This window comes from Lentilactobacillus parabuchneri DSM 5707 = NBRC 107865 (assembly GCF_001435315.1).
Taxonomy (GTDB): domain Bacteria; phylum Bacillota; class Bacilli; order Lactobacillales; family Lactobacillaceae; genus Lentilactobacillus; species Lentilactobacillus parabuchneri.
On record NZ_AZGK01000001.1, the window covers coordinates 203,175 to 227,730 of the forward strand.

The window sequence follows — 24,556 nt, forward strand, 5'->3', positions numbered from 1 at the left end:
ATGGATTAAAATATGCAAATATCAAGACTTCATTATCCGTTGTCGGATGCGTTTAAAGTGAGTCACCCAACCGTCGTTGCCATGGGCTTTTTTGACGGCTTTCACAAGGGACATCAAGCAGTTTTGCAGCGGGCCAAAGACGAAGCACAAAAGCGTGGGGTGCAACTTGCGGTTTTGACCTACGATCATCATCCGGCAATTGTGTACCGGAAAATGTCCAGTCACGAAAAGCGTTATTTAACGTTATTGGACTACAAAATGCAATTGCTGGAAGACTTTGGGGTTGACCAGGTCTTTTTAGTGAATTACTCATACGAGTTTCAAAGTCAAACACCAGCGCAATTTATCGACAATTTCTTAAAGCGCTTTAACGCGGTGGCGGTTGTGGCCGGATTTGACCATACGTATGGCAACAAAAAGACCGCCACAATGAAGAACTTTCCCAACTACGTTAAGGGTGCTTTTGATGTCATTACCGTTCCGTCGGTCAATGCCAAAGATAAGAAAATCAGTTCAACCCGGATTCGGATTGAACTGGATTCCGGTGACGTCTCAGGGGTTAATCAGATGCTTGGACGCCCATTTCAAACTGAGGGGGTCATTGTCCATGGCGAAGAACGTGGTCGGCTTCTGGGGTATCCCACGGCCAACGTGGAGCATTCAGAATATCAGTGGCTGCCAAAGATTGGCATTTACGTGGTCACAGTGGAAATTGGTGGTAAACGCTATTTAGGAATGGCTTCAATTGGCAAGAACGTGACCTTTTCTGACAGTCACCCAATGACCGTCGAAATTAATTTAATGAACTTTGACCGCAATATCTATGGCGAAGTTGTTAAAGTCAACTGGTTGAAATATTTGAGAGATGAGATTAAATTTACAACGCCGGAAGAATTAATTGAGCAGCTGGACAAAGACAAACAGGCGACTGGCGACTATCTCAGCGATCATCCTGAAATAATCGATTAGCACTATTAGCACTCTCCACAAATTAATGCTAAAATAACACTATATTCCCTTGACTTATAACATATGGTTTGTTAAATTATAAATGTGCCTTAGCACTCGGGTATATTGAGTGCTAAAAAGAGGTGATTTGGGTGCTAACAGATAGGCAAAAGAATATTCTTCAAATAATCATTCGTGATTACACAAGAACAGGTATGCCAGTTGGTTCCAAGGCATTGGCCGAAGAGTTTCCGACCCACGTCAGTTCCGCGACGATCAGAAATGACATGGCTGCACTTGAATCAAAGGGTTTAATTGCCAAGACGCATTTTTCATCCGGACGGGTGCCGTCGATCGAGGGCTATCGCTATTACGTCGATAACTTAGTCGAGCCGGATCCACTGGATGAAGGTGCCGAGGATTTAATTAAAAGTTCATTTAACAGCGAGTTTAACCGAATCGACGAAATTATTCAGGAGTCGGCAAAGGTTTTATCTGACTTGACCAATTACATGGCGTTGACGTTTAATCCCGAGTCTGGAGATAACCTCAAGCTTGGCGGATTTCGACTGGTGAAGTTGGATGATCGGCAAGTGATGGCGATTATCGTGACGAATACCGGGCATGTTGTGAACAAGATTTTCCGGTTGGCGAACGTTTCGTCCGAACAGCTGGAAACGATTGTTAACATCATCAACTCGGAATTAGTTGGAAAGCCACTCAAAGAAGTCATGGACAAGCTGAGATTTGATATTCCTATGTTGATGACCAAGTACATTCAAACCCCTGAAGGATTTTTGAAGATCTTCGGTGAAATGCTCACTGAGGCAGGTCGCGACAAGGTTCATGTCGACGGCGAGCTGAATTTATTGAAGTTCGCTGAACGGCAAAATATTGATCGGCTCAAACCGTTGTATCATCTATTGGGCACTGAGGATTCGGTTTCAAAGATTATTGATCCCAATTCCAAAGACGTTCAAGTTCGAATTGGCGGTGAGCTTCGAAACGACTTGTTGAAGGATTACAGTATCATCACTGGAACTTATGATTTGAATGAGTATGGTCATGGTGTGATTGCAGTGATTGGACCTACTAGAATGCCTTATTCAAAGGTCATCGGAATCGTTGGCGCTTTAAGAGAAGAACTAACCAAGAAGCTGCTCGGTTATTACGATGACGATCAAGATTAATTTAAGGAGGCGATTGTTTGGCAGATAGCAAAGATGATTCAGTGAAGAAGAATCAAAACGCGCCAAAACAGGAAAAATCAACGCAACCGAACGCGACAAAGGATGCGAAGAAGAAATCCAGCGCTGACAAACCTCGTGGCAAAAGTTCAACCGATACAGAAAAATTAAAACAAACAATTGTTGAGCTGCAAAAGAAACTTGATAATATGGAAGACAAGTTCCTGCGTGCGGAAGCAGATATGCGAAATATCGAAGCTCATGCCAAGAAGGAACAGGCTGACTTGATTAAGTATGATGGTCAGCAATTGGCCCACGACATTTTACCGATTGTCGATAATTTGCAGCGAGCCTTAAAAGTTGATGTCACTGATGAAAGTGGCAAGCAGCTTAAGAAGGGGGTCTCAATGGTTTACGAGCATTTCAACAAAGCCCTGGCTGATAACGGGGTTGAAGTGATTGATGCGTTGAATAAGCCATTTGATCCAAAGTTTGATCAAGCAGTTCAAACGTCACCGGCTGATGATGATCATCCGGCCGACACAGTTGTACAGGTGCTTCAAGATGGTTACCGTCTGAAGGACCGCGTTCTTCGACCAGCGATGGTTGTTGTCGCAAAATAAAACATTAAAAGAAAAAGAGGACTATCTATGGCAAGTAATAAAATTATTGGTATTGATTTAGGAACCACTAACTCCGCTGTTGCCGTTCTTGAAGGCAGTCAACCTAAGATTATTCCAAATCCTGAAGGAACTCGAACGACGCCATCTGTTGTTGCATTTAAGGATGGCAAGCCTCAGGTTGGGGAAGTTGCCAAGCGTCAGGAAATTACCAATCCAAACACCGTTCGTTCAATCAAGAGTCACATGGGCGAACAAGGTTACACGGTTGATATTGAAGGCAAAAAGTATACGCCTCAACAAATTTCAGCAATGATCTTACAGTACATTAAAGATTTTGCAGAAGATTATCTTGGTGACAAAGTTGAAAATGCTGTTATCACCGTTCCTGCATACTTTAACGATGCACAACGTCAAGCAACTAAAGATGCCGGTAAGATCGCTGGTTTAAACGTTAAGCGAATTATCAACGAACCAACCGCCGCTGCTTTGGCATATGGCTTGGATAAGCAGGATAAAGACGAAAAGATTTTGGTCTACGATTTGGGTGGTGGAACGTTTGATGTTTCCATCCTTGAATTGGGTGACGGTGTTTTCCAAGTTCTGTCAACAAACGGTGATACCCACCTTGGTGGTGATGACTTTGACCAACGTGTCATTGATTGGTTGGTTGAAGGCTTCAAGAAGGAAAACGGCGTTGATTTGTCTAAAGACAAGATGGCGCTTCAACGTTTGAAGGATGCTGCCGAAAAGGCGAAGAAGGATTTGTCCGGTGTGACTGAATCAGAAATCAGTTTGCCATTTATTTCAGCAGGCGATAATGGGCCATTGCATCTGCAAACTACTTTGACCCGTGCCAAATTCAATGAATTGACGGCCGACTTGGTTGCCAAGACCAAGACCCCGTTCGACAACGCATTGAAGGATGCTAAGTTAAGTACATCAGATATTGACCAAGTCATCTTAAATGGTGGTTCAACTCGAATTCCAGCTGTTCAAGAAGCTGTTAAATCATGGACCGGCAAGGAATCCAACCACTCAATCAACCCTGACGAAGCCGTTGCCTTGGGTGCTGCTGTTCAAGGTGGTGTGATTACTGGTGATGTGAAAGACGTTGTTTTACTTGATGTCACACCGCTTTCATTGGGTATCGAAACCATGGGTGGTGTCTTCACCAAGTTGATTGATCGTAACACAACGATTCCTACCAGCAAATCACAAGTCTTCTCAACTGCTGCCGATAATCAACCGGCCGTTGACATTCACGTTCTTCAAGGTGAACGTCCAATGGCTGCCGATGATAAAACGCTTGGTCAGTTCCAGTTGACTGACATTCCAGCAGCTCCTCGTGGGGTTCCTCAAATCGAAGTTAAATTCGATATTGACAAGAACGGGATTGTAAACGTTTCTGCCAAGGATAAAGGGACCGGTAAGGAACAAAAGATCACCATCAAGGATTCATCAGGCCTTTCAGATGATGAAATTCAAAAGATGATGAAGGAAGCTAAAGAAAACGAAGAAGCTGATAAGCAACGTAAGGAATCAGCTGATTTGAACAATGAAGTCGACCAATTGCTTTTCCAAACTGATAAGACGCTCAAAGATGTAAAGGGCAAAGTATCAGATGACGAAATCAAGAAGGCTGAAGACGCTCGTGACGCCCTCAAAAAGACGAAGGAAGATAACAACGTTGACGACATGAAGGCCAAAAAAGACGATTTGAACAAGATCGTTCAAGATTTGGCAGTCAAGTTGTATCAACAACAGGCGCCTAAAGACGGCCAGGCTCAAGGCGACGCTGGAACCCAAGGTGGTTCAACCGATGGTAACAGTGACGGCAAGGGTGACGATGGCACCGTTGATGGTGACTTCCATGAAGTTCACGATGATGATAAAAAATAACGATTGATTAATATTTCTAATGAGAAGTCAAGGCCGACTGGCTTTGGCTTTTTGTTAAAATATGGTATATTATCATGGTTAAAGAATTGTATGAAGATGGGAGTTTCTAATGGCAGAAAAAGATTATTATAGCATTCTCGGAGTATCCAAAGACGCCAGCGATGATGAAATCAAACACGCCTATCGTAAACTTTCTAAGAAGTGGCATCCAGATATTAATAAGGCTCCCGATGCCGAGGCAAAATTTAAGGAAATTAACGAAGCATATGAAACGCTGAGTGATCCGCAAAAGCGGGCCAATTATGACCAGTATGGTTCAGCTGATGGCGCCGGTGCAGGCTTTGGCGGCGCTGGAGGTCAAGGTGGCTTTGGTAACTTTGATGGTGGTAGCGGCTTTGGATTTGATGACATATTTAGTCAATTCTTCGGTGGTGGCCAGCAACGCGCTGATCCATCCGCACCCAGACAAGGACGGGATCTTCAATATCAGATGACCCTTGAATTTGAAGAAGCGATTTTTGGGAAAAAGACTGAAATCAAATACAATCGTGAAGCCCAGTGTAAGACCTGTCACGGAACTGGTGCTAAGCCGGGGACGTCTCCGGTGACTTGTTCAAACTGTGGCGGCCGTGGCTATGTCGTGACTGAGACAAATACGCCACTTGGGCGGATGCAGTCACGTCAGACCTGCCCGGTTTGTCATGGAACTGGTAAAGAAATTAAAGAAAAGTGCCCAACCTGTGGTGGCCGCGGGAAGACTGACGAACGCCATACACTTGAAGTCAAAGTTCCTGCCGGAATTGATGACGGCCAACAAATGCGTCTGCAAGGACAAGGTGAAGCTGGCGATAACGGCGGCCCTTACGGTGATTTGTATATTGTCTTTAGAGTAAAGCCAAGTAAAGACTTCACTCGAGATGGATCGACCATTTACGTCAACCAGGATATTACTTTTGCCCGAGCAGCGCTTGGCGGTAAAATTCATGTGAAGACCGTTCATGGAGACGTTGAATTAAAAGTCCCTGCCGGAACCCAGACTGGAACGACATTCCGTCTGAAAGGAAAGGGCGCACCAAGACTTCGGGGCAATGGAAATGGTGACGAACGTGTGACCGTTAACGTTGTGACACCAAAGGCCCTGAACAAAGAGCAAAAGATTGCCCTTGAAGCATTCGCGAAGGCCAGCGGTGACAATATCGCCGGCAAGGGCGGCAGTAATTTTTTCGATAAAATGAAAGACGCTTTTGATAAGTAAGACACAGTAATCATGAAGCGAAGCAGGAGGCCAACTGGCGAAAATCGTCATGTTTGGCCTTTTTTGATAGCCCTGTGGGTTACGGTTACACTTGCCGGCCAATGAATCTTTAGATAAACTGGAAGGGCTGGTATAATTGAAACAATGAGTTAAACAAATGAAAGTGAGAATACAACATGGATTTAAACAAAATGAAGGACCATCAAAAATATATTCGCAATTTTTCCATCGTTGCTCACATTGACCATGGGAAATCGACCTTAGCCGATCGAATCCTGGAAATGACGGATACCGTTGCCAAACGTGATATGAAGGATCAACTTCTTGATAACATGGACTTGGAACGGGAACGAGGAATTACGATCAAATTAAACGCCGTAGAACTGACGTATCACGCCAAAAACGGCCACGACTATGAATTCCACCTAATTGATACGCCAGGGCACGTGGACTTCTCCTATGAGGTCTCACGGAGTCTGGCGGCCTGTGAGGGGGCGGTGTTGGTTGTTGACGCCGCTCAAGGTGTTGAAGCTCAGACCTTGGCCAATGTTTATTTGGCCATCGACGATAATTTGGAAATCGTTCCGGTGATCAACAAAATTGATTTACCTTCAGCAGAACCCGAAAAGGTCCGTACTGAAATTGAAAATGTGATTGGTTTGGATGCGTCCGATGCCGTCTTGGCCAGTGCTAAAAAAGGCATTGGGATTCCTGAATTGCTTGAGCAGATCGTTCATAAGATTCCAGCTCCGAATGGGGATGTGAATGCACCGTTAAAAGCGCTGGTTTTTGATTCGGTATACGATGATTATCGTGGCGTTGTCCTCAGTGTTCGGCTGTTTGAAGGGACGGTTCAACCCGGCGATAAGATCCGGATGATGAACAGCGGCAGTGAGTACGAAGTCACTGAAGTTGGGGTTAACTCGCCGAAGCCCGTTAAGCGGGACTATTTGATGTCTGGAGATGTTGGTTACATTACTGCCAGCATCAAGGACATCACGCAGACCCGTGTTGGTGATACGGTCACAAATGCCAATCGACCGGCTGACGAGGCACTTCCGGGTTATCGGGTCATGAATCCAATGGTTTATGCGGGGCTGTATCCGACCGATAACGCAAAATTTGACGACTTGAGAGAAGCCCTTGAAAAGTTAAAATTAAATGATGCGGCTTTAGAGTTCGAACCAGAAATTTCTAAAGCACTTGGCTTTGGATTTCGTTGTGGATTTTTGGGCTTGTTACACATGGATGTTGTTCAGGAACGGTTGGAACGCGAATTTAACCTTGAACTGATTACGACGGCTCCCTCCGTTACTTACGAAGTGAAGTTAACAGATGGCGGCACCAAAACGGTTGAAAACCCGTCTGAAATGCCTGACGTATCCGCGATCAAGGAAATTTCAGAGCCTTACGTTAAAGCAACGATCATGGTTCCCAACGATTACGTCGGCCCGGTCATGGAACTTTGCCAACGGCGCCGTGGGGAGTTTGACACAATGGAGTACCTCGACGAGTACCGGGTCAACGTCATTTACCATATGCCGCTTTCCGAAATTATCTTTGACTTCTTCGATAAATTAAAATCAAGCACCAAGGGGTATGCTTCTCTTGACTACGATTTGGAAGATTACCGACCAAGTGATCTGGTCAAGATTGATATCTTGTTAAACGGCGAAAAAGTCGATGCACTGAGCTTTATTTCTCACCGGCAGTTTGCGGCACCGAGAGCCAGAGACATTGTCGGAAAATTAAAAAACATTATTCCCCGGCAAAACTTTGAAATTCCGGTTCAAGCTGCCATTGGTGCGAAGATCATTGCGCGAACCAACATCAAGGCCTACCGGAAGGATGTGACCGCCAAGCTATATGGTGGCGATCGCACCCGTCGAATGAAGCTGCTTGAAAAGCAAAAGGTTGGTAAGAAACGAATGAAGGCCGTTGGGAAGGTCGATATTCCTCAAGAAGCCTTCATGGCAGTTTTGCAGACTGATGAGGAAGAAAAGGGCGACAAATAAGCAATCGTGGTCAAGATGCGCTTACTTGTTAACAGCCAATTCCGACATTTTCCGACATGAGTGATTTAATCGGTTCAGATAAAAATCCCATCATCTTGGAGGTTCTCCAAAATAATGGGATTTTAATTTGAATTTAGGATCAGTTTAACGTCGGTTTTTCGATGTGGCCAATTGCGTTTTGATAAATTCTTTCGAGCTGCTCAAGTTCCAGCTTATCAGTGATGACGTCATTAAATAACTGTTCGATTGCGGCAGTCATCGCCCGTTCATCTGGGCGGGCGTCGTCTGATTCGGCCTTCGCCTGTTGGATTTCGTAAAGTTCTTGGAGTAAATTAATCAAACGGTGCCTGAAGTACGACAATTCGACTGAAGCAGGTGTTTGGGATTGATTGTACTTGACGTGGTAATCAAAATACTTTTCCAGCTTTTCAACCGTATTAAGTGTTAAATGATCGATTGAGCGGGTATGATTTCGCAAGCGAATAATGATTGATGAATTGACGCCCGTCATTTGTTGAATTTGATAGGCACTATCCTGGCTGTTTAAAACCGCTTTGATTTTCTCCCTGGTTGTCATATTCCGGTACCCGGAAATGATGATGTGATACAAATTAGTTTCATATTCAATTCCCCCGTTTACTGATATATGTGCGGTAATGATATTGCAAACATTGAACGATTTGTCACAATCACCATATGACAACTGACACATGAATGTCAACTATTATGTAGTTGGCTGCTGGTTAAAATGATTAACCAATTCTGAGCTCCGTCACTAATTTGGTATCGATGACCGGCTTTCCGTTTTTGTCTTCATGGTGAATGACGCGATCAAGGACGCCATTATCGATGATGTACTGATCGAAAAACTGTTTCGTCGGAACTTCCAGTAACGTTTTGTCATGGGATTGTTCGAATGACACTTGGTCCAAGATGAGATCTTTAGGGGTCGCGGAAAAAATATTGTAAATTGCTTTTAACGCAACCTCACCAGATTTTAAGATGGTGGTGTCCAAATAACTTTTTAGAAATAACTGATGCCCCTCAAAAATGGTGTCGCTGGAATGTGATTCCAACACAGCCCGGTAGCGAATTTCGATGGTATCGGGACGAATCTTGTTTATAAATCGAATACGGAAGAATTCCATATTTCTCAACTCCTTTCTTCCATCATATGATAAACTTGTCAAGTAGCGCAACTGATTAATTATGTGAAAATGTTGCGTTTTCTCACATATTCAATTATTATATATATTAATTCGTTTTTTAATCGATTTGATAATTCAAGTATTAAATGCTGGGAGGTGTTCATTATTCTAAGTCGAACTAAACAATATTTGAGAAAAAATGGTTACTTTTATAAAAAGGAATATATCCGACCGTTGTTGACGCCGGATAATATTTATATTTTTAGGTTTGGCCGCGACCGCTTGGATAATCGTCTCATTATTCGGTACAGTCACAAATGGACTGGTCGGCAGCGAATCAACGAAATCGATTTGCGACTTCATAAACAAAAGCATCCCCGCATTTTTGAAAATGAGTCTGAACTTCTAAATTATTTGGAAGGTCATCTGCTAAAGCATGAGGCTAAAGTGCGCGCTCGCGAAGCCGAGGCTGAAAAAGAAAACAAGGTATCAGACGGTGCATCCAAGTAGGGTGGACCGTTTTTTGAAGTTACTAGTCAGCGTTGTTAAGCATCGCTCACTAAAATGATTCCAAGCACAAGAACGTCAAAAACATCAAACTTTAAAGGAGACTCCCATGGACTGGACCGAAGTATCAGTGATGACAACAAGTGAGGCAGTTGAAGCTGTTTCAAATATTTTAATGGAACATGGTGCGTCCGGCGTATCAATTGAAGACGCCAAGGACTTTGCCAAGCTTAAGCCGGGGCGTTACGGCGATCATGGTGAAATTATTGATCCTGACGACTTGACCCACATTACGCAAGGCGCGATTGTTTCGGCGTACTACCCAAATAACCAACACATTGATCAACAAGCTGCCCGAATCGGCGACGAGGTTCGTGGCCTTTCAAAATTTAATTTAAATCCAGGCCCCGCTGAAATTACGATAACACCAGTTGCTAACAAAGACTGGCAAACAGCTTGGGAAAAGTATTATCATCCCGTTTCAATTTCGCGGTTTATCACGATTGTGCCCAGTTGGGAAGACTATCAACCTAAATCCGACCAGGAAAAAATTGTCCGTTTGGATCCCGGCATGGCCTTTGGCACCGGAACCCATCCGACAACACGACTGTCGCTGCAGGCACTGGAAATCGTCATGCAGGGAAATGAAACGATCCTGGATGTCGGCACGGGATCAGGCGTCCTAAGCATTGCAGCAAAATTAATGGGTGCTGGTCCTATTCAGGCGTTTGACGTTGACGACATTGCGGTTCGCTCTGCGGAAAAAAACATTCAATTGAACCCAGCTGCCAAAGATATTCACGTTTCCGCAAATGATTTGCTCAAGGGCATCCACCAACAGGTCGACATTGTTGTTGCCAATATTTTAGCAGAAATCATCATCCCGTTGGTTCCTCAAGCCTATGAAAATTTAAAACCAGGCGGCTATTTCCTGACTTCGGGAATTATCAAGGATAAGTATGAAGTCGTTAAAAAGCAACTGGTTGCGGGTGGCTTTCAAATCATTGAAACCTTGCGGATGAAAGATTGGTACGGCATCATCGCCCAAAAGCCAAAGGATGGGGATTAGGATGCAACACTATTTTGTAAGCGACGTCTTAAGTGTCGGCAAAGTCGTCTCGCTTCCTGACAACGTTTCTCATCATCTTAGCCGGGTCTTGAGAGCCCAAGTTGGTGACTCATTTGAATTGGTTGATCAAAATCAGCAGGTATTTCAAGCTGCCATTAGCCAAATTAATGGCCGAGTGGTAACGGCTACCATTACCTCTGCCCTTGATCGAAATGTCGAACTGCCCGTTGAGACAACCATCGTGAGCGGGCTTTCCAAGGCTAATAAACCCGAGTTAATTGTCCAGAAGGCCACTGAACTCGGGGTTAATCGCGTGATTTTTCTGCCGATGAACCGGTCGATTGTCAAATGGGACCAAAAGGCAGCCAAGAAGCTGACCCGATTAAATGAGGTGGCGTTAAGTGCCGCTGAACAGTCTCATAGAAATCAGGTCCCAAAGGTGGACTACCTTTCCGGGCTGGCAGCATTGAACCAATTGTCGTTTGACACTAAAATTGTCGCTTACGAGGAATCTGCTAAAATTGGTGAGGAAGCCAATTTAGTCAAGGCTGTTCGAGCAACCAAACCCGGACAGTCCATTGTCGCTGTCTTTGGTCCCGAAGGTGGGATCGATGAAGGCGAAGTCAATTTACTCGTTAACAACGGCTACCGGCTCGCTGGTTTGGGACCACGCATCATGCGGACTGAAACTGCACCGTTATACTTTTTGTCGGCGGTTTCGGTGTTGACCGAACTATTAAGTTAGCTGAATTAGCGTGCAAACAATGATATTATGATAATAATGAATCTCAACAAGAGTAGATTAGAGAAGAGTTGATAAAATGGCTACGAAAATTTGGACATCGGACGACGTCATTGACAAAGTTTCAGAATACATGAACAAAGCCCACGTTGATGAAGTCAAAAAGGCTTATCAATTTGCCAAGATTGCGCATCAATACCAGAAACGCCAATCAGGAGAGCCCTACATTACCCATCCAATCCAAGTTGCCGGAATTCTTGCCGACCTGCATATGGATCCTGAGACGGTTTCTGCCGGGTTTCTTCATGATGTGGTGGAAGATACCGGAGCGACGTTAAGCGACATCCAGGAACTCTTTGGACACGATGTCGCCTTAATTGTTGATGGTGTCACCAAGCTGTCGAAGATCAAGTATAAATCCAGTGAAGAGCGGTTGGCCGAAAACCACCGTAAGCTGCTGCTGGCAATGTGTAAGGATATTCGTGTGATGATTGTGAAGCTGGCCGATCGCCTGCACAACATGCGCACTTTAAAATCACTGCGCCCAGACAAACAACGCCGAATTGCCAGTGAAACTCTGGAAATTTATGCGCCCATCGCTGATCGGTTAGGTATCGGAACTATCAAGTGGGAACTGGAAGACATTTCGCTTCGATATTTGAACCCGCAGCAATACTACCGGATCGTTCATTTGATGAATTCACGGCGGGATCAACGGGTTGATTACATTGAAAAAGCCATTAGCGAAGTTAAAGAGGCCATTTCTGCCTTGGGTGTTAAAGCAGAAATTTATGGCCGTCCGAAGCACATCTACTCGGTTTACCGAAAGATGGTTGAAAAGCACAAGCAATTTAGCCAAATCTATGATTTGCTGGCCATTCGGGTAATTGTCGATTCAATTAAGGATTGTTACGCTGTATTAGGTGCGATTCACTCAGAGTGGAAGCCGATGCCCGGCCGCTTCAAAGATTATATTGCTATGCCAAAGGCCAATATGTACCAGTCGCTTCACACGACCGTCATTGGTCCGGAAGGAAAACCCCTGGAAGTGCAGATTCGAACCGAAGAAATGCACCGAATCGCTGAATTTGGTATTGCTGCCCACTGGGCTTATAAGGAAGGCATCACAAACGGCGTTAAGACTTCTCAGGATAATAACAAGCTTAACTGGTTCAAACAGATTATTGAACTTCAAGAAGACACCGATGACGCTGCCGATTTTATGGATAGTGTGAAAGGTGAATTATTCGGCGACCACGTTTACGTCTTTACTCCTAAAGGTGATGTTTACGAATTGCCGAAAGGCGCCGGGCCGCTTGATATGGCCTACATGATTCATACCGAAGTCGGAAATCATACGACTGGTGCCAGGGTTAACGGCAAAATCGTGCCGTTGGATCATGAAGTCAAAAATGGCGATATTGTCGATATCATCACGGCAACTGGCTCAGCCGGTCCCAGCCGTGATTGGCTTAAATTGGTTCATACCAGAAGAGCACGAAATAAAATCAAACAATATTTCCGACAGGAAGATCGGACCAAAAATATTGAAGACGGCCGTACGCTGCTGTCCAGAAAGCTGCGTGAGGGCGGATTTGAGCCCAACCGCATTATGACGCCAGAAAAATTAGAAACCGCCGCCAGCAGTATGCACTATCAACATGCCGACGATTTGCTTGCTGCAGTTGGGTTTGGCGATGTCCAGCCAACCGGTGTCATTAATCGGTTGACCGAAGATGCCCGGGCCCAGTTGAAAAAGCAGCGTCAAGATCAGGCTGAAAAAGAAGTTCTGGAAGGTCACCAAACAATTTCAGAGGATAGCGAGGCGACCAAGAAACAAAAACGTCGCAAATCTTCCAACGGTATTGTCATTGAAGGCGTCGATAATTTGCTTGTCCGGCTTAGCCATTGTTGTACGCCGGTACCGGGTGACGAAATTGTTGGCTACATTACCAAGGGACGAGGCGTTTCGATTCACCGGGTAGACTGTCCAAATATTAAGGTTGCCGAAGAAAACGGTGAACGTTTAATTCAGGTTGCCTGGGCAGAAACGCCGGAAGAACGGCCGACTTACAACGCCACGTTATCGGTTCAGGGTTATAATCGCTCGGGATTATTGACGAACGTTTTAACCGCCGTCAATAGTGTCAGTAAATCAGTTTCCTCCGTTAACGGCCGGGTGGATAATAACAAAATGGCCACCATTAGCCTTGCGGTCGGCGTGCGGAACTTGGAACAACTTGACCGGGTTATCGGGGCAATTAAAAATGTCCACGACGTTTACCTGGTCGAACGAAAATTCAGATAGGAGCTTAACTGGATGAGAGTCGTATTACAACGAGTTAAACAAGCGTCTGTATCAATTGACGGTCAAATTCATGGCCAAATCAAAAAGGGCTTCGTGTTACTGGTGGGTGTCAGTGATGCCGACGGTGACGCAGAAGTCGACTACCTGACACACAAGATCAGCAAGTTGCGGGTCTTTGAAGATGAACAGGGGAAGCTTAATTTAGATATCCATGCAGTTAACGGTGCAATTCTGTCAATTTCGCAGTTTACGCTGTATGCCGACACCAAAAAGGGAAACCGGCCAAGCTTCACTGGTGCCGGAGAGCCGCAGCATGCCGACAAGGTCTACGAGCAATTAAATGCCCGTTTGCGCCAAGAAGGCCTTGACGTTCAAACCGGCGTCTTTGGTGCTGATATGCTGGTGGACATTTCAAATGATGGACCGGTGACAATTATTTTTGATACCGATCACAAATAAGCTTAAAAATACGGGGTCGAATCTTTGGGTTCGGCTTTTTTAAGGAGTAACAGCATGATTAATCAATTATTTTGGGATTTTGATGGGACCTTGTTTGATACCTATCCAAAGATGGTGGCGGCCTTTATGCAGGCGTTGTCTGATTTGGGAATTGATGATGTGGAAATTGACGAACATCAAATTTATGAAACAATGCGGCAGCATGATGTTGGGACCGCAATTCGAAAGTTTTCGGCATTTTATGGCCTTAAGGAAGCGTCACTGCGAAAGCTCAATTGTCAATACCAGACAAAAATGGTTGCGGACGCCTTGCCGTTTCCCGGGGTGAAGGAAGTTCTGTCACTAATTTCAGGGATGGATGGGCGGAACTTTCTGCTAACCCATCGTGATAATCAGGCTAAGGGGATGCTCGACCAGTTTGGCCTCTTGGACTTTTTCAGCGGCTTTGTGACATCCGATCAAGACTTTCCTCGAAAGCCACAGCCGGATTCAATTAATTGGTTGATTGAAACCTACGAAGTTGACAGAAAAAAAGCGATTATGATTGGCGACCGCAAATTAGATGTTGCTGCGGGGCACAATGCAAATATCGCTTCGTGTCTGTTTGATCCGGATGGGACAATTGTTGATTCTGGAAACCCGGAGATTAGGGTTACTGAAATCAACGAGTTAGTTCCATGGTTGACCAATAAATAAATAAATTAGGAATGATTTTTGAAATAGTTTGCCAATCCACGTACAACGTCTGAGGCAAACTTTTTTTGATAAGTTGGATTTTGAATTTGTTTAAAATCTCTAGCGGTGTTGATATAACCGCCCTCAATCAAAATGGCGGGGACTGAATTATCCCGGATTACCAGGAAGTTGCCAAATTCGACGCCACGGCTCTTTAAAGGGAGGTTTGTCATTTGCTGGTTCACCGAACTGGCAAGTTGTTTTGAATCACCGGGGTGATAGAAATAACACGTGTAGCCGGAAGCCACGTTATTAACATCGGATGAATCAAAGTGAAAACTGACAAATGCGTTGGCTGAATTTGCATTGGCAACTTCTGGTCTTGCCGCCAGGGCAACTGTTTTGTCAGAGTCTCTGGTCATCACGACACGGGCCCCCTTTGCCTGGAGCTTTTTTCGAACGAGTTGTGCGACTTGCAGGGTGTATTTTTTTTCGGGAGAACCAGACATGGATAAGGCACCGGTATCCGAGCCGCCGTGTCCCGGATCAAGAACGATTGTGGCTTCTGACAGCCGGGTCACGTTTTGAACGCTACTGTTTTGAACCAACCAGGCGGCGACCCAGCCGATTGTTTTGTGTTTATAAATGACTTTGATCCAGTTGCTTTTTCGGCTAATGACTTGCAGCCGCTGTCCCTGCTTGACTTTGGCCTTCACGGAATAGGTGACGGACGGTCCGCTTCTGATATTGAGCTGGTTGACTTTAACCGTCACGGAGTTTGACTCCAGGGCCAGGATCAACACAAAAAAAGTCACCGCAATGACTAAAGTTGCAACAATCCAGCTTTTATTTTCCCAAATTTTTTTCAAAGTCAAATCTTTCCTTCACTCAAATAATAATATTATAGTTGAAATCACGGTCTTAAGCTAGTCTGATTAGAAATCCATCTCAATTAGCCTTGACATTTGCCGGCGGTTCCTCTAACCTTAAAGGCAGTTAAATATTCAACCGATAAAAAGAACAGTAGAAATTATCTTCAGCCAGAGAGCGGCCATTTGATGGAAGACCGTGTTGATCATTTCGAAGTGACACTTTTTGCTAATAATGGTTAATAGCGAAATGCTATTCGTGCGAGCGTTATCCTTGAGAACTAATTAAGGTGGTACCGTGCGCATTGCACCCTTGTCTTCGGACAGGGGTCTTTTTTTTCGGAATTTAAATGGGAGGAACCAAACATGAGATATCAACGACCAAAAGGAACGGCTGATATTTTGCCGGACGAAGCTCAGAAGTGGAATTACGTTGAAGAAACGGCTCGAATGTTGTTTAACGACTATCGCTATCAAGAAATTCGGACACCAATGTTTGAAAGTTTCGACGTCTTCTCCAGAACATCTGGAGATACTTCCGACGTTGTGACCAAAGAAATGTATGATTTCACCGATAAAGGTGATCGGCATATGAGCTTGCGCCCGGAAGGCACGGCCGGAGTTGTTCGTGCTTTTGTTGAGAACAAATTATATGGACCGGAACATCCACGTCCCGTCAAAGTCTTTTATATGGGATCAATGTTTCGTTACGAACGGCCACAATCCGGTCGTCAACGGGAATTCCATCAAATTGGGGTGGAAGCCTTTGGCAGTAACGAACCCGAATTAGACGTTGAAGTCATCGCAATGGGCATGGATTTGTTGCAGCACTTTGGATTGTCTGATTTGCGACTGGAAATTAACAGTTTGGGTGACAAAGCATCTCGGGACGCGTACCGACAAGCGTTGATTGATTATTTGGATCCTCATTTTGATGAATTAAGTGATGATTCAAAGGTCCGGCTGCACAAGAACCCGTTGCGGGTATTGGACAGTAAGGACAAGCGCGACCAGGAAATCGTCAAGGGTGCGCCATCCATTTTGGATTACTTGAACGAGGATTCAAAGAAGCACTTTGACCGCGTGAAGGCCTTGTTGGAGTCATTGAATATTCCCTACGTCATTGATCCCGAAATGGTTCGTGGCTTGGATTACTACAACCACACCATCTTTGAAATCATGGCAGATTCCAAAGCACTTGGCGAGGGCTATACGACAATTTGTGCCGGCGGTCGCTATAACGGTTTGGTTGAAGAATTGGGCGGACCGGAAATGCCCGGGATCGGATTTGGTCTGGGAATGGAACGGTTACTGCTATTGATGAATGCTCAAAATGTTAAGTTACCGGTACTTGACCAGTTGGATGTTTACGTGGTCGGCATTGGCGAACAAACCAGTGTTGAGACTTTGCAGATCGTCCAAGCTTTGCGGGCTGACGGCTTTGCTTCGGACCGCGATTATCTCGATCGTAAGCCAAAAGCGCAGTTTAAGACGGCTAATAAGTTAAATGCCCAGTACACGATTACGATTGGCGAGACTGAACTGAAGAACAAAACGGCCAACGTTAAGCAGATGCGGACCGGACATGAGGTGACCGTTGCCGTGAGTGACATTTTGCATGATTTTGACGACATTATTACCAAACATTTTACAGATGATGAGGAGATTGATTAGACATGAAGAGAACCACTTATGCTGGCCTCGTCGATGAACAGCTCATCGGCCAGGAAGTTGTTTTAAAAGGATGGGTCCAAAAACGTCGTGACCTTGGTGGATTGATTTTCATCGAACTACGTGACCGTGAAGGCATCGTCCAATTAGTATTCAGCGAAGAATTCGGTCAGGACGCATTAGCCGTTGCCGACAAGCTGCGAAGCGAATACGTTGTTGAAGCCAGGGGAAAAGTTGTTGCCCGTGCCGACAAGGAAATCAACCCTAAGATGAAGACTGGTAAGATCGAAGTCGATATTTCCGAAGCTAAGATTTTGGCAACTGCAAAAACACCGCCGTTCTACATTCAAGATGGGATTAACGTTTCTGAAGATTTGAAGCTCAAATACCGTTACTTGGACCTTCGACGACCAGAAATGCAGAAAAATATTTTATTGAGAAATCGCATCATTCAGTCAATTCACAGTTACTTTGACCAGAATGGTTTCATTGATATTGAAACGCCAACGTTGACGAAATCAACACCTGAGGGTGCCCGTGATTATTTGGTACCTTCACGTGTTTATCCAGGGTCGTTTTACGCATTGCCACAATCACCTCAACAATTTAAACAGTTGTTAATGGGCGCCGGCTTTGACAAGTATTACCAAATTGCCCGTTGTTATCGGGATGAGGATTTGCGTGGCGACCGGCAACCTGAATTTACTCAAATCGATATGGAAATGTCGTTTGCCGATCAGGAAGAAATTGAAGACGTCACTGAAGGTTTCATTGCCAAGGTCATGAAAGATGCCATGGGAATTGACGTTGAACTGCCATTCAAACGAATGGATTGGGATGAGTCAATGGCCCGTTACGGAACTGATCAACCCGACGTGCGGTTTGGAATGGAACTAAAGGACTTATCCGACATCATGAAAGACGTTGATTTCAAGGTCTTCTCCGGTGCGGTTGAAGATGGCGGTCAAGTTAAAGCAATCGCCGTTCCTGGTGGTGCTGAGAAGTATTCACGTAAGGATCTCGATAAGTTTGCCGAATACGTGGAACGCTTTGGCGCCAAAGGGCTTGCCTGGTTGAAAGTGACTGACGACGGCTTTAATGGCCCAATCGCCAAATTCTTTAAAGATGCTGATTTACGTCAAAAGATTTTGGAAAAGGCTGAAGCAAAGCCTGGTGACCTGTTATTATTCGCTGCCGATAACAGCCGGGTCGTTGCCAACACCTTGGCTTACCTCCGAGTTGAAATCGCCAAAGAACAAAATATGATTGACGAATCTAAATTTGCCTTTCTTTGGATTGTGAACTGGCCACTGTTTGATTGGGACGTTGACTTGAAGCGTTACGTCGCTGCTCACCATCCATTCACGATGCCAAACGAAAATGACGTGCATTATTTGATGAACGAAGGCGAAGATCCTCACAAGGCTTACGCCCAAAGTTACGACATTATCTTAAACGGCTTGGAATTAGGCGGCGGTTCAATCCGTATTCACACGCGTGAACTTCAAGAAAAGATGTTTGAAGCCCTTGGATTTACCAAGGAAAGTGCCGAAGCACAATTTGGTTACTTCCTAAATGCCCTGGACTATGGTTTTCCGCCTCATGGTGGTCTGGCAATTGGACTGGATCGTTTCGTCCGCTTGCTTGCTGACCGCGATAACATTCGGGACGTGATTGCCTTTCCTAAGAATTCAAAGGCCGTTGAACCATTAACCAGTGCGCCACAACCCGTTGCTGACAAACAGCTGCAAGATTTAGGCTTGTTTGTCGCCAATGCGGATGACGATACTAAAAAATAGTCATATCAGTTATGAAAAACTGATTTGAAACAATCAATCAGTTAAGCTGATCGCTTGGGGTTACTGAAGGGCCGGAGAAAGCGCCGACAATCTCATTTGTTGAGTAACTTCGGGCCGTATAAGAGAATGATTTAAACATCCATGTCAGGATAGTTTGATCATTCTCTTTTATTTTGGCAGTTAACCGGATTTGGGCCGACCATATTTTTTAATGGCATTTTTTCAATTAACGTTTATGATTAAACAAGACGTTTAAAAAGTTTTGAAGGGGATTTATTTATGGATGACGTTTCTAAATTGATGCGACGACACACTTATGTAACGAAAATTTCAACTTCGTTTATTTACGCAATTCTGGTTTCAATTGCGGTTAACTTTTTCTGGACCCCCGGTCATATTTATTCGTCCGGGATCACCGGATTTGCCCAGTTACTGACCACGATAAGCAGTCGCTTGATGCCGTTTACGATTTCCACTGGACTCGGTTTGTTTCTACTGAACATTCCGTTGTTTTTGCTGTCATGGCGGGCAATTGGCCATGAGTTTACCATTTTTACCATCATCACCGTCTTCTTATCCAGTTTTATGATTCAGTTGTTAAAGCCAATCCCGTTGACTCATGATCCCATTATCTGCGCCATTTTTGGTGGGGCGGTGAATGGGTTTGGAACCGGCTTGGCACTTAGAAACGGGATTTCCACCGGTGGTCTTGATATTCTTGGGATCGTGATCCGCCAGCGGACGGGTAAATCCATTGGAACAATTAACATTGCCTTTAATTCCTTGATTATTATTTCGGCCGCTATCATGTACGGCTGGCCATACGCCTTTTATTCTGTTTTGAGTTTAATCGTCAACGCCAGGATTATGGACATGACCTACACCCGTCAGCAAAAGATGCAGGTGATGATCATTACAAACCGTCCGAATACGGTGATTGACAGTGTTCAAAATCACCTTCGTCGTGGAATCACGATTGTTCACAACGCCGAAGGGGCTTACCGCCACGATGCCAAAACGATTTTATTTACCGTCATTTCGCGATATGAAATGGGTGAATTGGAGGAAGCCTTGCTGGAATCGGATCCAAATGCATTTGCAAGCATTTCTGATTCGGTCAAAATCCTTGGTCGATTCTATGAACCAAAGCCTTAAGGCAGATTTCTAAAGATTTCCTAAGAAATAAGTTCTGATGCGGGTTTATGTTATAATATTTCAGTGTGTGATTACAATAAACTGAAATACGGTGAAGATTTTGAAAGTCCTTTATTTATGGTTGATCAAGCTTTTTTCAATTTTCAATGTTTGGCGACCGAAGCATAAAGTCATTTACGTGATGAGCTTTGACGACAACGTCCATTTTATTAAGCAGCTGGCACAGCAATTACCACATCGGTATCAGTTAGCCGTTCTTTATCGACCAAATACCGAGGCGGCAGCGACGGACTTGGCAGCTTTTGGGATTACTGTGCGGCCGTTTCACGATGGCCTCAAATTTGTTTTCGATAACGTTTCGCTGTTAATGTCAGCCAAGTTGATCATTTGTGACAACTATTACGCGTTTCTGGGAGGCTTGGTTCAATCAAAACGGACTAAGATCGTCCAGATTTGGCATGCGGATGGTGCAATTAAGAAGTTTGGCTGGGAAGACCCGACGACTGAAAGTCGCAGTCGCTCTGACAAACGACGTTTTCAACAAGTCTATGACCATTTTGATGAATACATCGTCGGTTCAAAGGCAATGGGAAATGTGTTTGTCAACAGCTATCATGAGAATTTTGATCGGATCAAATTATTAGGCTATCCGCGGTCCGACCAATATCTGAGTGCCGAGTGGCAGACAAATGCCCGCGAGCGGATTTTTCGGGCTGCTCCTGAATTAAAGGGGCATCGGGTAATCCTTTACGCACCGACTTATCGGGAACATCAAGATTTTAAGCTTCCTAAAGGGTTGGGAAACGCTTTGGCAGCTGATCCAAACGCTTTGGTGGTTGTCAAATTACATCCGGTTCTACGAGACAAGGAAGTTCCGATGCGAAAAATTGGCAATCCCAAAATTAAGTTCTACCACGAACTGGAGACCAGTGACCTTCTGGCAGTCGCTGATACTTTGGTAACCGATTATTCGTCGGTTGCCTTTGATTTCAGCCTGTTGCCCAATGCCAGGTCGATCATCTTCTTTATGTTTGATTTGGATCACTATCAAAAAGACCCTGGTATTCAAGACGATTTTCTGGACTGGTTACCGTCAAAACCAGTGACTAAAGTCGATCAGCTCAAACAAGAGATCGTAAATCCAGTGCCAATTGACTTTACTAAATTTAATGAACACTGGAATACTTATAACGATGGCAAAGCCACTGGCCGCGTTATCAATCGCTACTTAAAATTCTTAGAATCTAATTAAGGAGTGCCTGAATTTGAAAGAAGTTAGTACGTTAATTAAAGAGCAGTTTCAAAATATTGGGATCATTTTTAGAATCTCAAAGTACGAGGATAAAGCAGAGTATCAAAGCCATTATTTAGGATTGATTTGGGAGTACCTTTATCCGTTGATTCAAATCGGTATTTACTGGTTGGTATTTGGTATCGGATTGAAGCATGGTAATTCAACTCATGGTGTTGACTACCTGGTTTGGATGGTCATCGGAATTACACCATGGTTCTTTATGAACCGGGCCAGCTTGGATGCTTCAAAGAGCATTTACCAACGGGTCGGAATGGTTTCTAAAATGAAGTTTCCGGTCAGTATTTTACCAACCATCAAAATTATCAGCAATTTAAGCGCTTTTTGGACCATGCTGGTTTTCTCAATCATCATTGGGTTCTTGTATGGTGTTTACCCATCTATTTATTGGGTTCAGTGGATTTATTACTTCATTTGTATGATTGCATGGTTAATTGCCTTTGGAATTTTCAACTCCACCATTTCAGTTTTGGTTCGAGACTACCGAATCTTGTTGCAGTCTTTAATGCGGATGCTTTTTTACATGTCCGGTGTGCTGTTTAATTTCCAAACGGATTCGTTCCCAGCAGTGTTCGTTCACATTTTGCAGTTGAACCCCTTCTTCTACATTGTTTCCGGGTTCCGTGACGGCATGCTTGGTTCAGCCTGGTTCTGGCAGAAGCCGACGTTGACAATCGTCTTTTGGGGAATGGTTCTATTCTTCTTACTTGTCGGTTCGCATCTGCACTACAAGTTCCGTTCAAGATTTGTTGATTTAATTTAGTTTTGAGGGTGAGTTTTTGAAACATCAATTAATTAATTTTATCAAACTCATAGCTCGCTATATACTCATCGTGATGAACGATGGGTTTATTTGTATGCGGGTCAAACAAGGGACCGTCCTGTTTGAAAGCTTTAATGGGAAGGATGTTAGTGATAATCCATTTGCGATTTACAAGCAGTTAGTTCATGACGATCCAACTGCCGCTAAACGCTGTTACTTTAGTGTGAAGCCTTCAGAGTACGCTAAGTTGAGTGCCCGCTATCCAAACATCCAGTTTGTCAAACGCTTCACTCCCGGCTGGGTCAAATACATCGCCAGGGCTGAATTTTGGGTAATGAATTCACGGATGCCAAAATGGTGGCGAAAAAATAAGGGGACGACCTTTATCCAGACTTGGCATGGCACCCCTTTGAAAAAATTAGGTGTCGATATTGCCAATGTTGAGATTCCAGGCAGCACGACGGCCCAATACCACCAAGAATTTATCGATGAGGCGGCCAGATGGGACTATCTCATTGCACCGAATCAATATTCGCATGATATTTTCAAGTCGGCGTTTCGATATCACGGCCGATTTTTAGACATTGGGTATCCAAGAAACGATGTTTTATATGAACAGAACACTCCGGAAACAAAAGCAGCGATTAAAAAAAGCCTGTTTGGCTTTGTTCCCAACCAGGTGATGATGTACGCGCCAACTTGGCGTGACGATGATTTTAGTGAGCAGGGAAAGTATAAATTTACACTGCCGTTTAATTTGGATGACTTTTTTGACAGCGTTGATCCCCAAACAATCTTGATCATTAGACCTCATTATTTGGTTAAAGACAGTATTGACATCACTGGCTTTGAGGACCGGGTCAAAATTCTTGCCGATGAAGATATCAATCAGCTTTATTTGATCACGGATCTGTTGATCACGGACTATTCATCAGTTATGTTTGATTTTGCCAACTTAAAGCGGCCAATGCTGTTTTATCCATATGACCTAAAGCATTATCGTGATCAATTACGTGGATTTTACTTTCAATATGACCAGCAAAATCTGCCTGGGCCAATGGCACTTAATCAGCCTGATTTTTATAAGCTGTTGAGTGAATATCGGGAAAATGGGTCATTTGTATCATACAAGGAAAATTTAGATCGTTTCAACCAAAAATTCTGTGCTTGGGAAGACGGAACGGCAGCCGAGAAAGTCAGCCAGTTGATTTTAAGAGGAGGAACTATTGATGAGTAATGAACCGTTTTTAATTGGATCCCATGTCAGCATGAATGGCAAAGAGATGTTTTTAGGGTCGGCCAAAGAAGCGGCATCGTTTGGCGAAACTGTCTTCATGGTTTATACAGGTGCGCCACAAAATACCGTTAGAAAGCCGATTGAGAAGCTGAATGGGGCCTCCGGCAAGCAATACATGCAAGAACACGGACTTAAGGAAGTGGTTGTCCACGCGCCTTATATCGTGAATTTGGGAAACACGTTAAAACCCCAAAACTTTACCTTTGGTGTCGAATTTTTGCGTGAAGAAATTAAGCGAGCCGAAGCGATCGGTGCCAAAGAGATTGTGCTGCATCCCGGTGCCCATGTTGGTGCGGGACCCCAAAAGGCGATTGACCAGATTGCCAAGGGGTTAAATGAAGTGATTTCAGATGATCAAACTGTCCAGATTGCGCTTGAAACAATGGCCGGCAAGGGGACGGAAGTGGGGACCAGTTTTGAACAGCTGGCTGAAATTATTGATAAAGTCACAAATAATGACCTGTTATCCGTCACCTTCGATACCTGTCATACCAGTGATGCGGGTTATGCCATTAAGGACGACTTTGATGGGGTATTGAATGAATTTGACCACGTGATTGGCATTGACCGGTTAAAGGTCATTCATTTAAATGACTCGAAAAATGAACAGGGCAGTCATAAAGATCGACACGAGATGATTGGACTTGGGACAATTGGCTTTGACACCTTGAACTACATTGCCCACCACGACCAATTAAAAGACGTTCCCAAGATTATGGAAACGCCGATTTTAAAGGATCCTGAGGACAAAAAAGCGAAATGGAATCCCCATGGTTATGAAGTTGCAATGCTTAAAAGACAAGTTTTTAATCCCAACATCGTCGAAGATATGAAGGCTGGTAAGCCCTTCTAGGG

22 protein-coding genes are annotated in these 24,556 nt (G+C 44.3%); 19 read left to right on the plus strand and 3 right to left on the minus strand.

Annotated elements, in window-relative coordinates:
• Positions 1–12: 12 nt before the first annotated feature.
• The 6 genes from ribF to lepA all read left to right on the plus strand — a co-directional run bounded on the left by ribF (position 13) and on the right by lepA (position 7,927).
• On the plus strand, positions 13–969 hold the full coding sequence (gene ribF, locus FC51_RS01110; RefSeq protein ID WP_057909219.1) for a riboflavin biosynthesis protein RibF: 957 nt from the start codon (positions 13–15) through the stop codon (positions 967–969).
• A gap of 125 nt (positions 970–1,094) precedes the next feature.
• Positions 1,095–2,138 carry a heat-inducible transcriptional repressor HrcA gene (gene hrcA, locus FC51_RS01115; protein WP_057909377.1) on the plus strand — a complete coding sequence of 348 codons (1,044 nt, stop codon included), beginning with the start codon at positions 1,095–1,097 and terminating at the stop codon, positions 2,136–2,138.
• Positions 2,139–2,155: 17 nt separating this feature from the next.
• On the plus strand, positions 2,156–2,758 hold the full coding sequence (gene grpE, locus FC51_RS01120) for a nucleotide exchange factor GrpE (RefSeq protein ID WP_057909218.1): 603 nt from the start codon (positions 2,156–2,158) through the stop codon (positions 2,756–2,758).
• 27 nt (positions 2,759–2,785) lie between these two features.
• The gene (gene dnaK, locus FC51_RS01125) at positions 2,786–4,657 is read left to right on the plus strand and encodes a molecular chaperone DnaK (protein ID WP_057909217.1); all 1,872 of its coding nucleotides are present in this window, start codon (positions 2,786–2,788) and stop codon (positions 4,655–4,657) included.
• Positions 4,658–4,766: 109 nt separating this feature from the next.
• A complete protein-coding gene (gene dnaJ, locus FC51_RS01130) occupies positions 4,767–5,912 on the plus strand; it encodes a molecular chaperone DnaJ (protein WP_057909216.1) in 1,146 nt (381 codons plus the stop codon).
• Positions 5,913–6,088: 176 nt separating this feature from the next.
• Positions 6,089–7,927, plus strand: coding sequence for a translation elongation factor 4 (gene lepA / locus FC51_RS01135; RefSeq protein ID WP_057909215.1), 1,839 nt, complete (start codon positions 6,089–6,091; stop codon positions 7,925–7,927).
• A gap of 139 nt (positions 7,928–8,066) precedes the next feature.
• On the opposite strand, the gene FC51_RS01140 is transcribed toward lepA, so the two are convergent.
• The gene (locus tag FC51_RS01140) at positions 8,067–8,504 is read right to left on the minus strand and encodes a hypothetical protein (RefSeq protein ID WP_057909376.1); all 438 of its coding nucleotides are present in this window, start codon (positions 8,502–8,504) and stop codon (positions 8,067–8,069) included.
• A 175-nt stretch (positions 8,505–8,679) separates the two neighbouring features.
• Positions 8,680–9,075 (minus strand): hypothetical protein, encoded by a 396-nt coding sequence (locus tag FC51_RS01145; RefSeq protein WP_057909214.1) that lies wholly within the window; start codon positions 9,073–9,075, stop codon positions 8,680–8,682.
• Positions 9,076–9,231: 156 nt separating this feature from the next.
• Here FC51_RS01145 and FC51_RS01150 point away from each other — a divergent pair, with 156 nt between their 5' ends.
• The 6 genes from FC51_RS01150 (at position 9,232) to FC51_RS01175 (ending at position 14,856) form a co-directional block, all read left to right on the plus strand.
• Positions 9,232–9,585, plus strand: a complete 354-nt coding sequence (locus FC51_RS01150; RefSeq protein ID WP_057909213.1) for a hypothetical protein — start codon at positions 9,232–9,234, stop codon at positions 9,583–9,585.
• Positions 9,586–9,691: 106 nt separating this feature from the next.
• Positions 9,692–10,651 carry a 50S ribosomal protein L11 methyltransferase gene (gene prmA, locus FC51_RS01155; RefSeq protein WP_057909212.1) on the plus strand — a complete coding sequence of 320 codons (960 nt, stop codon included), beginning with the start codon at positions 9,692–9,694 and terminating at the stop codon, positions 10,649–10,651.
• A 1-nt stretch (position 10,652) separates the two neighbouring features.
• Positions 10,653–11,396: an RsmE family RNA methyltransferase gene (locus tag FC51_RS01160; protein WP_057909211.1), complete on the plus strand. Its 744-nt coding sequence runs from the start codon at positions 10,653–10,655 to the stop codon at positions 11,394–11,396.
• Positions 11,397–11,472: 76 nt separating this feature from the next.
• Positions 11,473–13,701 carry a RelA/SpoT family protein gene (locus FC51_RS01165; protein ID WP_057909210.1) on the plus strand — a complete coding sequence of 743 codons (2,229 nt, stop codon included), beginning with the start codon at positions 11,473–11,475 and terminating at the stop codon, positions 13,699–13,701.
• 12 nt (positions 13,702–13,713) lie between these two features.
• The gene (dtd, locus tag FC51_RS01170) at positions 13,714–14,160 is read left to right on the plus strand and encodes a D-aminoacyl-tRNA deacylase (protein WP_057909209.1); all 447 of its coding nucleotides are present in this window, start codon (positions 13,714–13,716) and stop codon (positions 14,158–14,160) included.
• 54 nt (positions 14,161–14,214) lie between these two features.
• Positions 14,215–14,856, plus strand: a complete 642-nt coding sequence (locus tag FC51_RS01175; protein ID WP_057909208.1) for an HAD hydrolase-like protein — start codon at positions 14,215–14,217, stop codon at positions 14,854–14,856.
• A gap of 5 nt (positions 14,857–14,861) precedes the next feature.
• Here FC51_RS01175 and FC51_RS01180 read toward each other — a convergent pair whose 3' ends face one another.
• On the minus strand, positions 14,862–15,704 hold the full coding sequence (locus FC51_RS01180) for an N-acetylmuramoyl-L-alanine amidase family protein (RefSeq protein WP_057909207.1): 843 nt from the start codon (positions 15,702–15,704) through the stop codon (positions 14,862–14,864).
• A gap of 366 nt (positions 15,705–16,070) precedes the next feature.
• On the opposite strand from FC51_RS01180, the gene hisS reads away from it, so the two are divergent.
• From hisS to FC51_RS01215, 7 genes are all read left to right on the plus strand, one after another.
• The gene (hisS, locus tag FC51_RS01185) at positions 16,071–17,378 is read left to right on the plus strand and encodes a histidine--tRNA ligase (protein WP_057909206.1); all 1,308 of its coding nucleotides are present in this window, start codon (positions 16,071–16,073) and stop codon (positions 17,376–17,378) included.
• Between the two features lie 2 nt (positions 17,379–17,380).
• Positions 17,381–19,174: an aspartate--tRNA ligase gene (aspS, locus tag FC51_RS01190; RefSeq protein ID WP_057909205.1), complete on the plus strand. Its 1,794-nt coding sequence runs from the start codon at positions 17,381–17,383 to the stop codon at positions 19,172–19,174.
• A gap of 279 nt (positions 19,175–19,453) precedes the next feature.
• Positions 19,454–20,329, plus strand: coding sequence for a YitT family protein (locus FC51_RS01195; protein WP_057909204.1), 876 nt, complete (start codon positions 19,454–19,456; stop codon positions 20,327–20,329).
• A gap of 100 nt (positions 20,330–20,429) precedes the next feature.
• Entirely contained in the window at positions 20,430–21,581 is a 1,152-nt protein-coding gene (locus FC51_RS01200; protein ID WP_057909203.1) for a CDP-glycerol glycerophosphotransferase family protein, read from the plus strand.
• 13 nt (positions 21,582–21,594) lie between these two features.
• The gene (locus tag FC51_RS01205; RefSeq protein ID WP_057909202.1) at positions 21,595–22,404 is read left to right on the plus strand and encodes an ABC transporter permease; all 810 of its coding nucleotides are present in this window, start codon (positions 21,595–21,597) and stop codon (positions 22,402–22,404) included.
• Positions 22,405–22,420: 16 nt separating this feature from the next.
• Positions 22,421–23,641 carry a CDP-glycerol glycerophosphotransferase family protein gene (locus FC51_RS01210; RefSeq protein ID WP_057909201.1) on the plus strand — a complete coding sequence of 407 codons (1,221 nt, stop codon included), beginning with the start codon at positions 22,421–22,423 and terminating at the stop codon, positions 23,639–23,641.
• A complete protein-coding gene (locus tag FC51_RS01215; RefSeq protein ID WP_075141343.1) occupies positions 23,634–24,554 on the plus strand; it encodes a deoxyribonuclease IV in 921 nt (306 codons plus the stop codon). Before FC51_RS01210 ends, FC51_RS01215 begins: the two co-directional genes overlap by 8 nt.
• Positions 24,555–24,556 lie beyond the last annotated feature (2 nt).